The following is a 14,962-nucleotide window of genomic DNA, read 5'->3' on the forward strand; positions in this document are numbered from 1 at the left end:
CGTCCGTCGGCCCGCTGGGCAGGGCCGGTTTGCGTGGCCGGTGCGGGTGGGCGTGTGCGAGTGGGTGGGCCGCTGCGCGGGGCCGGGGTCCCCTACCCTCCCCCAGACTCCGTCCGGGGGGACCCCCACTTCCACCGTTCCCAGGGGCTCCGCCCCTGACCCCGATACCGGACGCTCCGCGCCCGGTGCGCTCAAACGCCGCGCGGGCTGGAATTTCGCTGCGCGAAATCCAGCCCCGCCGGCACCCTCCAGCCCCGCCGGCGTTTGAGGCGCTGGGGGTCCCCCCAGCGGTAGCTGGGGGAGGGTCTGGGGGCGGAGCCCCCAGGGGGGTCCGGGCGCAGCCCGGGGAACGGGCGAAGTGGGGGTCCCCCCGGACGGAGTCTGGGGGAGGGTAGGGGACCTCGCCCCGCGCAGCGGCAACGCACCGCCCCGCCGCCGCAGCGACCCCGCACCGCCCGGCCCGCGCCCGCAGGCCCCGCACCCCGGACCGCCCGCCCGGCGACGGCCCCGCCAACCGACGGCCCCGCCAGGCAACGGCACCGGCTACGCCAGCGCGGCGCGCCATTCGGCGACCGCCGCCGCGGAGACCGGCCGGTCCCACCCGGAGGGACGGGCCGCGCCGCCGATGTGGAACCCGTCGATGCCCGCTTCGCGCAGCACCGGCAGGTGCGAGAGGGCCAGCCCGCCGCCGACCAGGATCCGCGGCCCGTACCCCGGCTCGCCGCGCCGGCCCGCCGCGGCTTCCGCCAGCAGCACCGGGAGCCCGTCCGCGACGCCGGTCGCCGCGCCCGCCGTCAGGTACGTGTCCAGCCCCGGCAGGTCCGCGAGGGCCTTGCGCAGGCCGTCCCGGTCCGCCGCGCGGTCGATCGCCCGGTGGAAGGTCCAACGGCAGCCGTCCAGCTCCGCGAGCACCGCCTCGACCGCGTCGAGGTCGGGGCTGCCGTCCGGGTGCAGGAAGCCGAGGACGAACTCCTCCGCGCCCTCCGCCCGCAGCCCCCGCGCCGCCTCGGCCAGTAGGGAGACCTCGCCCGCCGCGAACCCGTCCGACTTGCGGAGCATCACGCGCAGCGGGATGTCGACCGCCGCCCTGATCGCCGCGAAGGTCTCGCGCGGCGGGGTGAGCCCGTCGGCGGCCATGTCGGTGACCAGTTCGAGTCGGTCCGCTCCACCCGCCTGGGCGGCGACCGCGTCCTCCACGTCGAGGGCGATCACCTCCAGGAGTGCACGGTTGCTCATGTGATCCCATCCTTATGCCCATATGGAAAATAGGTCTAGTCCAATATCCAGGGTACGGGCCCCACCCCGAGCTCCACCAGCAGAATCACGTCACCCGCACAATGTCCGCATGAACACGCCCGAGACGACGCCCGCCCCGGCACCCGACACCGCCGCCCTCCGCGCCCGCTGGGACGCGACCGCCACCGCCGCCGGCGCCACCCGCGACCCCGCCCCCTACGCCGACCGGCTCCTCGCCGCCTGGGCCGAGCCGCAGCGCCGGTACCACACCACCGCCCACCTCGCCGACGTACTCGCACGCGTCGACGTACTCGCCGGCCACGCCGCCGACCCCGCCGCCGTCGAGCTCGCCGCCTGGTTCCACGACGCCGTCTACCGACCCGACCGCTCCGAGAACGAGGAACGCAGCGCCGCCCTCGCCGAGCGCGCCCTGCCCGAGCTGGGCGTCGGCCCGGACCGCACCGCCGAGACCGCCCGCCTGGTGCGGCTCACCGTCACCCACGACCCCGCCCCCGGCGACACCAACGGCGAGGTCCTCTGCGACGCCGACCTCGGCGTCCTCGCCGGCACCCCGGACGCGTACGCCGCCTACGCCGCCGCCGTCCGCGCCGAGTACGGCTTCGTCCCCGACGAGGCCTTCCGCACCGGCCGAGCCGCCGTGCTGCGGCAGCTCCTCGCCCTCCCCCGCCTCTTCCGCACCCCGTACGGCACCGCCCACTGGGAGGCCCCGGCCCGCCGCAACCTGGAGGCCGAGCTGGCCGCCCTGACCTGACATACGGGACGACGGCCGGGAATGCGCCCCACTTCGAGGCGGTTCGGGTAGAACATGCCCGCAGCCTCCGAAAGACCCCCGTCCCGCATGCCCGTGGCCGTCTACGTCCTCGGCCTGTCCGTCTTCGCGCTCGGCACCAGCGAATTCATGCTGTCCGGCCTCCTCCCGCCCATCGCCGAGGACATGGACGTCACCATCCCCCAGGCGGGCCTGCTGATATCCGCCTTCGCGATCGGCATGGTCGTCGGTGCGCCGCTGCTGGCGGTCGCCACCCTGCGCCTCCCGCGCCGCACCACCCTCATCTCCCTCATCAGCCTCTTCGGCCTCGGCCAGGTGGCGGGCGCGCTGGCACCCTCGTACGCGTTCCTCTTCGCCTCCCGCGTGGTGTCCGCCCTCGCCTGCGCCGGCTTCTGGGCCGTCGGCGCGGCCGTCGCCATCGCCATGGTCGACAAGGACCAGCGGGCCCGCGCCATGTCCGTCATGATCGGCGGCCTGTCCATCGCCAACGTCCTCGGCGTCCCGGCCGGCGCCTTCCTCGGCGAGCACTTCGGCTGGCGTTCCGCGTTCTGGTCGGTCGGCGCCGCCTCCGCCGTCGCCCTGGCCGGCATCCTCGCCCTGATCCCGAAGATCCCGCTGCCCGCCGAGAAGCCCCGCCTCGGCCGCGAGCTGCGCATCTACCGCGACCGCCAGGTGTGGCTGTCCATCGGCGTCACGGCCCTGGCCGCCGGCGGCGTCTTCTGCGCCTTCAGCTACCTGTCGCCGCTGCTCACGGACGTGGCCGGGCTGGACGCGAAGTGGGTGCCGTGGATCCTGGGCCTGTTCGGCGTGGGCGCGCTGATCGGCACCACCGTCGGCGGGCGGATCGCCGACGCGCACCTGTTCGGGGTGATGCTCTGGGGCATCACCGCCTCGACGGTGTTCCTCGGGGCCCTCACCGTGCTGGCCTCCAGCGCGGCCGCCGCGATCGCCCTGTCGTTCCTGCTCGGCGTCTCGGCGTTCTTCACCGCGCCGGCGCTGAACGCCCGGCTGTTCAACGTCGCCGGCGCCGCCCCCACCCTCGCCGGAGCCACCACCACGGCCGCGTTCAACCTCGGCAACACCGGCGGCCCCTGGTTCGGCGGCACCGTCATCGACGCCGGCTTCGGCTTCTCCGCCCCGGCGTGGGCGGGCGCGGCCATGACCGTCACCGCCCTTGCCCTCACGGCACTCGCCCTCCGCCTGGAACGGCGTACGCCGTCGGGTGCGACCCGGGTCGTCGCCGGGTCGTCGGAGCCGCGCGAGGTTCCGGCGGACGCCGTCAGTAGGTGAAGGGGATCGAGTGGCCTCGGACCGGGGTGGCTTTCGCGTTCAGTTTCCCGGGCCCCTCCAGGGTGCTGAGGTGGACCTCATACCTGGAGCCGGACTTCAGCAGCCCGGTGTCGATCTGCTCGTCGAACCGCTGGAGGTCGTGGCCGGCCTCGGCCGGCCACGTCTTCGGCCCGCTGGCGGGAAGGACGTAGGTGCCCGTCGGCCCGACCAGCCAGAGGTTCACGGTCACTGCCTTCGGAAGGGACGTCGACCGCACGTAGGCCCGCATGCTGATCCGCCCGCCGTTCCGCACGAAGCAGACCGTGTGCAGGACGTCGCCGACATCGGTCGAGTGCTCGGATCCGCATGACTGCCCGGGGACGCTCGGCACCGGCGCCGCCACCTTCTGCGGAGCGGACACCGCACCGGACGGCGACGCGGAAGCCGAGGCCGGAGCCGACGGAGACGGCGACGGCGACGGCGCGGCGATCGCGTTCCCCGGCGCCGCCGGGGCGGCCTCGGGGGCGGGCTGGTCCCGCTCCCCGTCGCCGCCGGTCTTCGACAGGAACATCGCCACGATCGCGACCATCGCCACCAGCGCCAGCACCCCGCCCCCGGCCCACACCCCGGCCGCGCCGGACCGGTCGGCCGGCGCGCGCTTCGCCCGCTTCACCGCCGGAGGGTCGGGGCGCTCCCAGATCTCCACGTCGCCGCCACCCAGCGGCTTGATCACCAGGGTGACGGGGGTCTGGAGCTGCCGGTTGCCCAGGCGGTGGCCCGTGAAGTGCTCCTTTACGTGCGCTACCAGCGCGTCGAGGTCCGTGTCCAGGCCCGGCGAGTGCTCCTCCAGCCAGTCCATGACGGCCGTCGAGAAGGCCCCGGTCCGCTGGGCACCGCGCTGCGTCGCCGCCTGTCCGGCCGCCGCGGCGAGCAGCAGGAACTGTTCCACCGCCGCCCGTCCACCCGCCGGCAGGGCGGCGACGTCCGGTCTCCTGTCGCCCGCCTGAACGAAGGTCGCGCAGGCGTCCACGAGGAAGACCTGGCGGCGGCAGCGCGCCACGTCCGGCCTGGTCAGGTAGTCCCTGAGGTCCATCAGGTCCAGGCTGCGCCGCTCGGCCGAGGCGTCCGGGCAGACCAGCAGCCTGCGGTCACCGCGGTCCAGTACGCCGTGGCCTCCCCAGTACACGTACAGCACGTCGCCCTCCGGCACGGTGGGCGGCGATGCGAGCCTGTCGATGATCTGGTCGCGGGAGGTGACGGGCTCGATGGCGACATCCAGTTCCCTCGCCCGGGTGTTCAGCTCGGGCCACGAGCCGGGCAGCGGTGCCAGCAGCAGCCTGATGTTCCCGCCCGGGACGCCGCGCCTGCGCAGCCAGCGGGCGAGCCGCATAGCGTCAGCCGAGGCACCGGGCAGCTGCCCGTCCCCCATGTGCGGGTACTGCTCGATGCCGACCAGCAGCGCGTGCACGCGCTCCGGGTCGGGGGCGGTCAGCTCAGCCATGCGTCGACCGCGCTCCAGACGTCGGGGTTGGACCAGTACGTGGTGTGCGCCCAGGGGAAGGGCTGCCGGTTGTCGACGCGGTGGTCGTCGGCCCGCCCCGGGAACACCTCCGAGGCCCGGTACGAGAGGAGGTCGCGGTCGTCGTAGACGTTCAGCCAGCGCGCCGGGAAGCCCGCCGGCAGGGCCTGCGGGTGTTCGAGCGAGACCAGGGCGCCGATCTCGTAGAAGTACGGCGCCTGCGAGCCGACGGTGATCAGCTGGTCCACCCGCGCCAGCCGCTCCCGCACCAGCAGGTCGACGCAGGCGACCCCGCCCAGGCTGTGCGCGATCACGGTGACAGCGTCCCCGGGGGTGTTCTCGACCGACCTCTTGATCAGGTCGCGTACGCCCTGCCCCCGGGCCTGGTAGCGCAGGATGTCGCCGATGGCGGGCAGGGCGGCGTCGCCCCACGCCCCCGGCGGTGGCGGCCGCGCCAGCCGACGGGCCGGGCGAGCGCCTTGGCGAGGAAACCGCCCACGGACCGGCCCTCGGCGTACAGCTCGGTGCCGAGGACGGCGAGCAGCTCGTCGCGCACCATGCCGGAGACCTCGCCGCCCCGGTCGAAGGAGAGGGCGAGGGTCATGGCCACCACCGCGAGGGCGAAGGCGCGCCGGTGCTCGGTGCCGTCGGCGTCCGCGGTGGCGGCGGCGTCGTGGAGCTCGGGCGCGCCCGCCACGGCCTTCAGCGCCTCGGCGAGCTCGCCGTCCAGGCCCCGCGCGGCGAAGGCCCCGACGACCGCGGGCCCCGGCACGTACCCGGTGACCTCGGCGAGGAACTCGTCGGAGGGCGGCAGCCCGAAGCCGAACCCGGCGTCGGGGGCGGGCTGGAGCCCGAGCAGCCGCAGTTCGTACCAGGGGTCCTCGTACAGGACCTCCCAGATCTCGATCTCGTCGTCCTCCGGCGCGCCGCCGCGCGACCGCCGGTAGTGCGGGACGGAGGCCCCGTCGAGCGTCATGGACGCGCCCTGCTCCCTGCCCCAGAAGCAGCCGCGGACGTCCAGACCGGGCCTGATGTCCGCGAGCCGGGCCCGGACCGCGCCGAAGGTCTCCTTGTAGGACGCCTCCCGGACCCCGGTCCCGTGTACGAACAGCACTGACCGACGCACGATCCCCCTCATGCCCAATGCCTATGCGAGTGGCCGAACCGCGGTCATCCTGGTCCAGCAAATCGCCCTGAAAACAGGAGAGATGACGGGCATTCAGGCCACAGGCGGGCGATGTTTCGGCCGTCGCAGCCCCGCCGCGGTCAGGCGGCGGACCAGTTCCTTGCTGCCGATCTCCACCGCACCCGCCGCGACGGCGTCCGCGTAGCGGTGCGAGGGCAGGTCGTAGTGGTCCCGTTCGAAGGCGCGCGGCGGGCAGCCGATGCCCGCCGCGAAGGCGTGCAGCTCCTCGTACGAGACGTCGCTGACCAGGTGCGACCACAGGCGGCCGTGGCCCGGCCAGACCGGCGGGTCGATGTACAGCGTCACCGGCGACTCACCGGCCCGGGTGGAAGACGGGGCCGAGACCGCCGACGGCCGCCACCTTCACCCCGGCCTCCGAGCACACCCAGTGCGGGTCGGGCCCCAGCTCCGGCTCCACGTCCAGCGCATGCGGATCCCCGTGCGCGCATACGGGACACAACGGCCAGCGCCCGTACTTCTCCAGCAGGGCGTCCTTCACGTCCTGCGCGACGAGTCCGGCGAGGTAGTCGACTCCCTCCGGCCACTGCTCCACCCACCACCGGCGGTGCGTGACCGAGTCCTCGACGAGGGATACGACATCGGCATCGGCGACCTCACCGGCGGCGAGATCGGCGAGAACGAGCGCACGGGCGACATGCAGCGCCTGCTCCAGGGGGGTGGCGTGGTCCATGGGGACATTGTGAACCCGGACCGGGCCCCAGACGAAGAGCCTCTTTACATGTAATTTGCTCAGATTTTCTATTATTTGTCCTCCTGCCTCGACACCGCACCGGCACCGGGGGCGTGCCTTCTTGCCCCCGGCCCCGCCGGGAAATACGTTCCAGCCGTGAGCGAGAACCGCACCACCGCGTACGCCGACCTCCGCGCGCAGCTCGAAACGCTGACCACCGAGGCCTTCCGCCCCGAGCTCGCGGAGATCGACCGGCTCCCCACGCTGGAGATCGTGCGCCTCATGAACGCCGAGGACGCCACCGTCCCCGCCGCCGTCGCCGCGCGGCTGGAGCCGATCGCCGCCGCCGTCGACGCCATCGCCGAACGGATGGCCCGCGGCGGCCGGCTGGTCTACGCCGGCGCCGGTACCGCCGGACGGCTCGGGGTGCTGGACGCCAGCGAGTGCCCGCCCACCTTCAACACCGACCCGGCGCAGGTCGTCGGCCTGATCGCGGGCGGCCCCGGGGCCATGGTGCGAGCCGTCGAGGGCGCCGAGGACTCGCGGGAGCTGGCCGCCGACGACCTCACCGCCCTCGGCCTGACCGGCGACGACACCGTGGTCGGCGTCTCCGCCTCCGGCCGCACCCCGTACGCGGTCGGCGCGGTCGAGTTCGCCCGCACCCGCGGCGCGCTCACCGTCGGCCTGTCCTGCAACGCCGGATCCGCGCTGGCCGCGGCTGCCGAACACGGCATCGAGGTGGTCGTCGGGCCCGAGCTGCTCACCGGCTCCACCCGGCTGAAGGCCGGCACGGCGCAGAAGCTCGTACTGAACCTGATCTCGACGGTCACGATGATCCGCCTCGGCAAGACGTACGGGAACCTCATGGTCGACGTGCGCGCCACGAACGAGAAGCTGCGCGCCCGCGCCCGCCGCATCGTCGCCCTGGCCACGGGCGCGCCCGACGCGGAGATCGAGGCGGCGCTCGCGGAGACGGGCGGAGGGGTCAAGGACGCGATCCTCGTCCTGCTCGCCGGGGTCGACGGGCCGGAGGCCGCCCGCCTGCTCGCCGAATCCGGCGGGCACCTCCGCGAAGCCCTCGCCCGGACCCGGTAGGACCCGGTAGGACCCGTTCGCCATCCCCCCACGCAAGGCGAGTACATGTCCGCTGAACCCACTGAATCCACTGACAAGAACCGCGCCACCGCCGCCGCGCTCCTCCCCCTGGTCGGCGGCCCGGACAACATCACCTCCGTCGCGCACTGCATGACCCGGCTGCGGATCGGCCTGCGCGACCGCTCCCTCGTGGACGACGCGGCCCTGCGGGCCGTGCCCGGGGTGCTGGGCGTGGTCGAGGACGACACGTACCAGGTCGTGCTGGGGCCGGGGGCCGTCGCCCGGGTCACGCCCGAGTTCGAGGCGCTGGTGGAGGCAGGACGCTCGGCCGCCCCGCGGCCCGTCACCGCCGGGGGCCTCGCCGAGCGGGGCGCGGCGCTGAAGGAGGCGCGGAAGGCGCGGAACGCCACCCCGTTCAAGCTGTTCCTGCGCCGCATCGCGAACGTCTTCGTCCCGCTGATCCCCGCCCTGATCGGCTGCGGGGTCATCGCCGGACTGAACGGCCTGCTCACCAACCTCGGCTGGGCCCCGGCCGTCGTCCCGGCGCTCGCCGCGATCGCGTCCGGGTTCATGTCGCTGATCGCCGTTTTCGTCGGCTTCAACACCGCCAAGGAGTTCGGCGGCACCCCCGTCCTCGGCGGGGCCGTCGCCGCCGTCATCGTCTTCCCGGGCGTGGCGAAGATCGACGCCTTCGGCGAGCACCTCTCCCCCGGCCAGGGCGGGGTCCTCGGCGCGCTGGCGGCGGCCCTGCTCGCCGTGCGCGTGGAGCGGTGGTGCCGGCGCCGGGTGCCGGAAACCCTGGACGTGCTGGTCACGCCGACCCTCACGGTCCTCGTCACCGGGCTGGTCACCCTCTACGGGCTGATGTTCCTCGCCGGTGAGGCCTCCGCCGCGATCGGCGCCTTCGCGAACTGGCTGCTGGCCGCGGGCGGGGCCTTCGCCGGGCTGGTGCTGGGCGGGCTGTTCCTGCCGCTGGTGATGCTCGGGCTGCACCAGGCGCTGATCCCCATCCACACCACCCTCATCGAGCAGTCCGGCCACACCGTCCTGCTGCCGATCCTCGCCATGGCGGGCGCGGGTCAGGTCGGTGCGGCCCTCGCCGTCTACTGCCGCCTCCCGCGCAACGGCTCGGTCCGCAGCACCATCAGGTCCGCGCTCCCGGCCGGGCTCCTGGGGGTGGGCGAGCCGCTGATCTACGGGGTCTCGCTGCCGCTGGGGCGTCCGTTCGTCACCGCCTGCGTCGGCGGCGCGGCGGGCGGGGCCTTCGTCGGGCTGTGCAACCAGCTGGGCGTGGCGTTCGGCTCGACCGCCATCGGCCCGTCGGGCTGGGCGCTGTTCCCGCTGCTGGACGGTACGGCGGGGATGGGCGTGACCGTCGCCGTCTACGGGGGCGGGCTCCTGGTCGGCTACCTGGCCGGCTTCGCCGCGACGTACTTCTTCGGGTTCACGAAGCGGATGCTGGCCGACCTGGACACCGACGCGGAGGCCGGCGCCCCGCCCGCCCCGGCCGGCCCCGCCTCCGCGAAGGAGCCGGTGCCGGCCTGATCAGCCGCCCCGGCGCTGCTGGAGCACGGCGGCCAGCCGCAGCGCGGTGTCGATGTTGCAGCGCCCGAGGTCGACGAGCGGCAGCCCGTACGATCCGGCGGCCGAGACCCGCTCGACGTCCAGGGACGGGAAGACCACCCCCACCCCGTGGAGGGCGTCCTTCAGCTGCGCCACGGCCTCCTCGGCCGCCCGCATCCGCTCCTGCGGGGTGAACGTCATGACGTGCCGCCTTCCACTCCGGGTGTTGGGGTCAGGCACACAGAGTGGCGATCATGGGCCCGGCGTTCAACCGGGCCCGTGCCCGCACGCGGTGTTCCGCCCGCGGGCCCGGGCCACCTTCGCCGCGGCCCCCTGGCAGGTCAGAGCTCGCCGGTGTACAGCAGCCGGTTCGGGCTGCTCTTGCTGATGCTGCCCAGGACGTCCTTGGTGGACTCGTCGTCCAGGAACTCGGCGATCTCCGCCGGGGTCGCCGTCGGGTGCGCCTGCTTGTAGAGGGCAGCGACGCCCGCGACGTGCGGCGATGCCATTGACGTGCCGTCGAGGGCCACGCTGCCGCCGCCGAGCTTGGCTGACACGATGGCCTGGCCCGGTGCGTAGAGGGACACGCACCGGCCGTAGTTGGAGAAGTCGGTCTCCTCGTCGTACTTGTTGCTCGCGGCGACCGTGACCACCCGGGCGGCGGAGGCGGGGGAGACGTTGCAGGCGTCGAGTGCGGAGTTGCCCGCCGCGATGACCGGCAGCACGCCCGCGTCGGAGAGCGCGGTCGCGGCGTTGTTGACCGCGTCCGACCGGTCCCCGCCCAGCGAGCCGTTCAGCACGGCAGGCTGCTTGGCGTTCTTGGCCACCCAGTCCATGCCCGCGAGGATCCCCGACCACGCGCCCTTGCCGTCGCACCCGAGAACGCGCACGCTGACCAGGGTCGCCTTGCGCGCCACCCCGTAGGTCTTGCCCGCGACCGTGCCCGCGACGTGCGTGCCGTGCCCCTGGCAGTCCTGGCCGTTGCGCCCGTCGTTGATCGCGTCGAAGCCCGGCTTGGCGCGGCCCCCGAACTCGGTGTGCGCGTAGTCGATGCCGGTGTCGAGGATGTAGGCCGTTACGCCCGCGCCGTTGCCCTGGGTGGCGAAGACGTCGTCGAGCGGCAGCTCCTTCTGGTCGATCCGGTCCAGCCCCCAGGACGAGGACGGGCCCCTCATGGTGCCCGCGGAGGACTGAACCGGCACGGACTGCACCTGCGCGTCCTCCTCGACCGACTTCACCCCCAGGCTGTTGCGGACGATCGTCAGCTGGAGCGCGGTCATCGGGACCGCGAAGCCGTTGATCGCCGAGCCGTAGACGAACGACGGCTTGAGGCCCAGCTTCTGCGCGGCCTTCACCGCGTCCACCCCCTTCTCCAGGGTCACGATGTACTGGCCGGGCACGGCGTTCGCCGAGGTGTGCAGCGGTGCCGGGGTCGGTTCCGGCGTGTCCGCGGAGGAGGCCGTACCGGCGGCTACCGGTGTCACGGTGAGGAGGGCGGCGGTGGCCAGGCGTGCGAGCAGGCGCATGAAGAGGACTCCCTGAAGGGGAAGGTCGGCATGGGTGAGCCGCCTCCGCACGATGCGAGAACTCGTTCCGGAAGGCGGCCGTCCACTTCATCGGTCTCCGTCCGCGCGGAACTTGAACCGCCCGCCCCGCTTGGCCCATGGGCTGGGTGGCGTCCGTCGGCAGCCGTCCGCGCCCGATGCAAAAAGGATCCTCCCCGATTGACGCCCACGTCCCGCCACCTGCCGGGACGGTCATATGACGGCCCGGCAAGTTCACCCGTACGGGGAACGGGGCACGCAACCGCCGAGGGGGCGCACGCGCACTCGGGCTTCACTCCCGCCCCCGATTCCGCCACGCCGCAGGGTCGTTGACCCGGCGGAGCCCGCGTGATGGCCTCGCGGGCATGCGCACCCGCCCGAGCTGGACCCTGCCCACCGCCGTCGCCGCCGCCGCGCTGGCCGCCGTAGCCGTACTGCCCGCCCTGCCCGCGTGGGCCGTCGCCGATCCCGAAGCCGCGGCCGTCTCCCCCGCGGCCCCGGCCGCCGACCAGCCGTCGTACCTCGTCACCGTCCACGAGGGCCTCGACCCGGCCGCCGTCGCCGACGCCTACGGGATCCGTCCGACCCACGTGTTCCACGAGGTGGCCAACGGCTTCGCCGCCCGCCTCTCCCCCGAACAGGTCGAAGCCCTGCGGGCCACCCCGGTCGTGGTGGCCGTCGAGGAGGACGGCCCCGTCGTGGGCGTGCCCGCCTGACCGCCGGGGCCCCTGAGGCCCGGCCCTACGCCCGGTGGACGCGCAGTTGCGACACCTCGTACGACATCTCGGTGACGCCCGGCCGGGGGGTGGGGTGGTAGCGGCCGGCGCAGACGGACAGGTTGACGATCAGGTACGCGTGCCAGCCGCGGCCGACGCCCCGGCCGTCGGAGTAGACGCGCAGGCCGTTCACCCACCAGATGACGGACCTGCGTCCGAACTCCACCTTCAGGTCGAGCCAGGCGCCGGGGTGGACGGTCGGGTCGTGGAGGTAGCGGTGGGCCTCGCGTACGTGGTTGGACAGTTCCAGCAGGTCGGGGTTGTCGGGGTGGTACTCGAAGACGTCGATCTCCTGGCCGCCGTCCCGCCAGGTCCAGATGGCGGGCCAGGCGCCCATCTCCTCCGGCAGCCGGACGCGGGCCTCCAGCACGTCGCCGGTGCGGACCTCGAAGCCCTCGTCACTGCCCTCGGTGGTGAGCAGCCCGGCGTCCCAGTTCCCGTCGGGGCGCAGGGTCGCGCGGAAGGTGCCGGAGCGGCTGTAGGCGGGGTCGGCGGTGAGGTGGTCGAGCTTGTTGTCGCCGGGGTTGACGGGCCCGCCGTGGGGATAGGCCCAGGAGCGGCCGGCCACCCATTGGGTGGTGGAGGTGAAGTCGGCGGTGAAGACGGGGGTGGGGCGCGGGGTGAACACGGGGAGCAGCCCCCCGCCGCCGCCCGCGGGGGCGAGGCGGCGGGTCAGGCGGCGCAGCCAGCCGTGCGTTTCCGGTTCCGGGTCCATGCGGCGGTTGTGCCCGCCCGGCCCGCCCCGAACCCCCCGTTCTCACTCAGAGTAATCATACGATCGCGCGCGCGGCCTCGATGAAGGCGCGGATCAGCTCGGGGGACTTGACCCCGCGTTCCCGCTCGACCCCGCTGGAGACGTCCACGCCCCAGGCGCCGGTGGCGGAGAGGGCCTCGCGGACGTTGGCCGGACTGAGCCCGCCGGCCAGCAGCCAGTGCCCCTCGGGGGCCGTGAACTGCGCGGATCCCCAGTTCCAGGGCTTGCCGGAGCCGGGGTCGGGGGCGTCGATGAGGAGCAGGTCCTCCCCGTACTCGCCGCAGCGCTCCACGTGCTCGGCGGTGGCGCGCAGCAGCGTACGCCCGGGGGCGCGCAGGCGCGCGTAGTAGTCGGCGGGTTCGTCGCCGTGCAGCTGTACGCCGCGTACGCCGCTCTCCTCGGCGAGCCGGCGCACCTCTTCCAGGGGCTGCCCGCGGAACACCCCGACGGTCAGCACCCCGTCCGGCACCCGCGCGGCCAGTTCCCGAGCCTCGGCGGCGCCGATGGTGCGGGGGCTGCCCGGGGCGAACACGAACCCGACGGCATCGGCCCCGGCCTCCACGGCCACGTCGACGTCGTGCGGGGTCTTCAGCCCGCAGATCTTGACGAACACGCTTTTCCCGTCGCTCATGCCGTCAAGTCAACCAAACGCCGCTCTGCCACGCCGATACGTCCCACGTTCCGGGCGCCCGCCCGGCCCCGGGGCTCAAGCCCCGAGAGTCCGAGCGCTTTGTCTGTGGAATGGGTGGTGGGCGGAGCCCACCACCACCCACCACCCTCCCCAACCCCCGCCCATACCAGGCCGGATGACGATCCGTGACCGGCTTGCCACGCAGGGCCATCAGGCCCTACCTTGCGGCTGGAAACGAAAATCGGCCCCCGCCGGTGCGCCAACACCGAACGAGGGCCTGACCAAACGAGATCGGACCAAACGATCCCCATGGATGACAGCCAGCTTAGTGCTGCCCCGCACCCCCTCGCCAAGCCCGGCTACGGCAAAATCGCCGCACCGGAGCAAGCGCCGCGCACCGCCCGCGACTTCGCGCACCTCCCCGCCCGCGAGGCGGCCGTCGCCGGGTACCTCGACCGGCTGCCGGACGGCGCCGACATCAGCGTGAAGACCCTCGCCGCCGTGCTGCCCCTGTGGGGCCAGTGCGCCCTGCGCACCGCCCTCAACCGGCTGGCCACCGCCGGGCACCTGCACCGCGTACGGCAGCGGCTGCCCGGCCCGGTCACCCGCTGGGTCACCCGTACGTTCTTCTCCCGCACGGCCCGCGACGGCGCCTGGTGGGCCCGGTTCACCCAGAGGGATTCCCCCGCACCGACCGCCCCGCCACCACCCTCACCGGTACCCCCGGCACCGGCACCGGCCGCCGTCGGCCCCGACGCGTACGGCATCCTCACCTCGCTCGGCCGCACCGCCCCCGCCCTGGCGCTGTCCAAGGCCGACTGCACGACCCTCGCCCCGCTCCTGGTCCCCTGGCTGGCCCGCGGCGCCACCCCCGACCGCATCCGGCTCACCCTCACCGCCGGCCTGCCGCCCGTGGTCCACCACCCGGCGGCCCTGCTCCGCAAACGCCTGGAATCCAAACTCCCCGCCGCACCACCCGACCCGGCCCCGGCCCTGCCGGAAGAAGCCCCACCCCCGGTCCGCGCCGAGTGCACCGAATGCCGCGCCCCCGGCCCGCCCGGCGCCTTCGTCGAAGGCCGCTGCCGCGCCTGCCGCCCCGAAGGCCCCCGCCCGCCGGTGTTCACCCCGTCCCTCACCCCGGACGAGGTCCGCGCCCACGCGACCCGCATCCGCGAAAGGAACCGCCGATGACCAGTCCGCCGCTCCACCGGCGCCGAACACGGGCACCATGGAGTCGAGGAGGCGACCCCATGACCCCCAGCACCGCCGCGCACGCCCAGATGCCGCTGAAGGACTTCGAGACTCTGGCAAGTCGCGCACCCGAGACCGTCACGCTCGAATTCATCAACGGAAAGCTGGAGGTCAAGCCGGTGCCCGACGGCGACCACGACGAGATCATCATGTGGGTCGCGGACCAGTGCATGGCGCACCGCCCCGACCTGCGCCTGTACCGCGAGCGCGGCCTCCGCACCGAGCACTACCGCAACGGCCGCGCCCGGCCCGATGGTGCACTCGCCCCGCAACGGCACTTCGCCGGGCACGGTGAGTGGTCCGATCCCGCAGGGGTGCTGATGACCGTCGAGGTCACGTCACATGACCATGACACCGAGGCCCGCGACAGGCAGGAGAAGCGTGACGGTTACGCGCAGGCGGGCATCCCCGTGTTCCTGCTGATCGACCGCGACAGCGACACCGTCACGGTCTACAGCGCGCCGGAAAACGGACGCTACCGCCTGCGGGAGTCCTGCCCCTACGGCCGAACCCTCGCCCTCCCCGAGCCGGTCGGGTTCGCCCTCGTCACCGAGGCGCTCAAGGACTACGCGCACTGAGCCCCCTCCCCGCAAACGCCCGAGGGCGGCACCCCCTCCGTCGGGAAGGGGTGCCGCCCTCGTTCGAGAACAGCCGATC

The 14,962-nt window shown here is 73.8% G+C and carries 17 protein-coding genes; 7 read left to right on the plus strand and 10 right to left on the minus strand.

The genetic code is table 11. The features are described 5' to 3' along the window. Positions 1-543: 543 nt before the first annotated feature. A complete protein-coding gene (locus OG553_RS14845) occupies positions 544-1,236 on the minus strand; it encodes a copper homeostasis protein CutC (protein ID WP_405979448.1) in 693 nt (230 codons plus the stop codon). Positions 1,237-1,345: 109 nt separating this feature from the next. Between OG553_RS14845 and OG553_RS14850 the strand changes: the two genes are divergently transcribed. Together OG553_RS14850 and OG553_RS14855 are read left to right on the plus strand one after the other, a co-directional pair. Then, the gene (locus tag OG553_RS14850) at positions 1,346-2,008 is read left to right on the plus strand and encodes a hypothetical protein (RefSeq protein WP_405979449.1); all 663 of its coding nucleotides are present in this window, start codon (positions 1,346-1,348) and stop codon (positions 2,006-2,008) included. Between the two features lie 87 nt (positions 2,009-2,095). Continuing rightward, positions 2,096-3,316 carry a Cmx/CmrA family chloramphenicol efflux MFS transporter gene (locus tag OG553_RS14855; RefSeq protein ID WP_405979450.1) on the plus strand — a complete coding sequence of 407 codons (1,221 nt, stop codon included), beginning with the start codon at positions 2,096-2,098 and terminating at the stop codon, positions 3,314-3,316. Here OG553_RS14855 and OG553_RS14860 read toward each other — a convergent pair. The 5 genes from OG553_RS14860 to OG553_RS14880 form a co-directional block, all read right to left on the minus strand. Beyond that, entirely contained in the window at positions 3,306-4,796 is a 1,491-nt protein-coding gene (locus OG553_RS14860; RefSeq protein ID WP_405979451.1) for a caspase family protein, read from the minus strand. The two genes, OG553_RS14855 and OG553_RS14860, sit on opposite strands and share 11 nt — an antisense overlap. Continuing rightward, positions 4,784-5,128 carry a hypothetical protein gene (locus OG553_RS14865; protein ID WP_405979452.1) on the minus strand — a complete coding sequence of 115 codons (345 nt, stop codon included), beginning with the start codon at positions 5,126-5,128 and terminating at the stop codon, positions 4,784-4,786. The genes OG553_RS14860 and OG553_RS14865 overlap by 13 nt, the downstream gene beginning before the upstream one ends. 41 nt (positions 5,129-5,169) lie before the next feature. After that, positions 5,170-5,940 (minus strand): hypothetical protein, encoded by a 771-nt coding sequence (locus tag OG553_RS14870; RefSeq protein WP_405979453.1) that lies wholly within the window; start codon positions 5,938-5,940, stop codon positions 5,170-5,172. 93 nt (positions 5,941-6,033) lie between these two features. Then, positions 6,034-6,306 carry a DUF4031 domain-containing protein gene (locus tag OG553_RS14875; RefSeq protein WP_405979454.1) on the minus strand — a complete coding sequence of 91 codons (273 nt, stop codon included), beginning with the start codon at positions 6,304-6,306 and terminating at the stop codon, positions 6,034-6,036. A 7-nt stretch (positions 6,307-6,313) separates the two neighbouring features. Further along, on the minus strand, positions 6,314-6,691 hold the full coding sequence (locus OG553_RS14880) for a hypothetical protein (RefSeq protein ID WP_405979455.1): 378 nt from the start codon (positions 6,689-6,691) through the stop codon (positions 6,314-6,316). A 156-nt stretch (positions 6,692-6,847) separates the two neighbouring features. On the opposite strand from OG553_RS14880, the gene murQ reads away from it, so the two are divergent. Beyond that, on the plus strand, positions 6,848-7,786 hold the full coding sequence (gene murQ, locus OG553_RS14885) for an N-acetylmuramic acid 6-phosphate etherase (RefSeq protein ID WP_405979456.1): 939 nt from the start codon (positions 6,848-6,850) through the stop codon (positions 7,784-7,786). A gap of 45 nt (positions 7,787-7,831) precedes the next feature. After that, entirely contained in the window at positions 7,832-9,331 is a 1,500-nt protein-coding gene (locus tag OG553_RS14890; protein ID WP_405979457.1) for a PTS transporter subunit EIIC, read from the plus strand. Here OG553_RS14890 and OG553_RS14895 read toward each other — a convergent pair whose 3' ends face one another. Together OG553_RS14895 and OG553_RS14900 are read right to left on the minus strand one after the other, a co-directional pair. Beyond that, positions 9,332-9,550, minus strand: a complete 219-nt coding sequence (locus OG553_RS14895) for a hypothetical protein (protein ID WP_405979458.1) — start codon at positions 9,548-9,550, stop codon at positions 9,332-9,334. 140 nt (positions 9,551-9,690) lie between these two features. Continuing rightward, positions 9,691-10,875: a S8 family serine peptidase gene (locus tag OG553_RS14900; RefSeq protein WP_405979459.1), complete on the minus strand. Its 1,185-nt coding sequence runs from the start codon at positions 10,873-10,875 to the stop codon at positions 9,691-9,693. Positions 10,876-11,258: 383 nt separating this feature from the next. On the opposite strand from OG553_RS14900, the gene OG553_RS14905 reads away from it, so the two are divergent. After that, positions 11,259-11,609, plus strand: coding sequence for a protease inhibitor I9 family protein (locus tag OG553_RS14905; RefSeq protein ID WP_405979460.1), 351 nt, complete (start codon positions 11,259-11,261; stop codon positions 11,607-11,609). Positions 11,610-11,634: 25 nt separating this feature from the next. Here the strand turns inward: OG553_RS14905 and OG553_RS14910 are convergent, their stop codons facing one another. Both OG553_RS14910 and OG553_RS14915 read right to left on the minus strand, forming a co-directional pair. Next, positions 11,635-12,384: a beta-glucanase gene (locus OG553_RS14910; RefSeq protein ID WP_405979461.1), complete on the minus strand. Its 750-nt coding sequence runs from the start codon at positions 12,382-12,384 to the stop codon at positions 11,635-11,637. 55 nt (positions 12,385-12,439) lie between these two features. After that, entirely contained in the window at positions 12,440-13,054 is a 615-nt protein-coding gene (locus tag OG553_RS14915; RefSeq protein WP_405979462.1) for a phosphoribosylanthranilate isomerase, read from the minus strand. A 309-nt stretch (positions 13,055-13,363) separates the two neighbouring features. On the opposite strand from OG553_RS14915, the gene OG553_RS14920 reads away from it, so the two are divergent. Together OG553_RS14920 and OG553_RS14925 are read left to right on the plus strand one after the other, a co-directional pair. Further along, complete coding sequence (locus OG553_RS14920) at positions 13,364-14,245, plus strand: hypothetical protein (protein WP_405979463.1); 882 nt, start codon at positions 13,364-13,366, stop codon at positions 14,243-14,245. 59 nt (positions 14,246-14,304) lie between these two features. Continuing rightward, on the plus strand, positions 14,305-14,883 hold the full coding sequence (locus tag OG553_RS14925) for a Uma2 family endonuclease (RefSeq protein ID WP_405979464.1): 579 nt from the start codon (positions 14,305-14,307) through the stop codon (positions 14,881-14,883). Positions 14,884-14,962 lie beyond the last annotated feature (79 nt).

The sequence above is a fragment of the Streptomyces sp. NBC_00158 genome, from assembly GCF_045160885.1.
Lineage (GTDB): Bacteria > Actinomycetota > Actinomycetes > Streptomycetales > Streptomycetaceae > Streptomyces.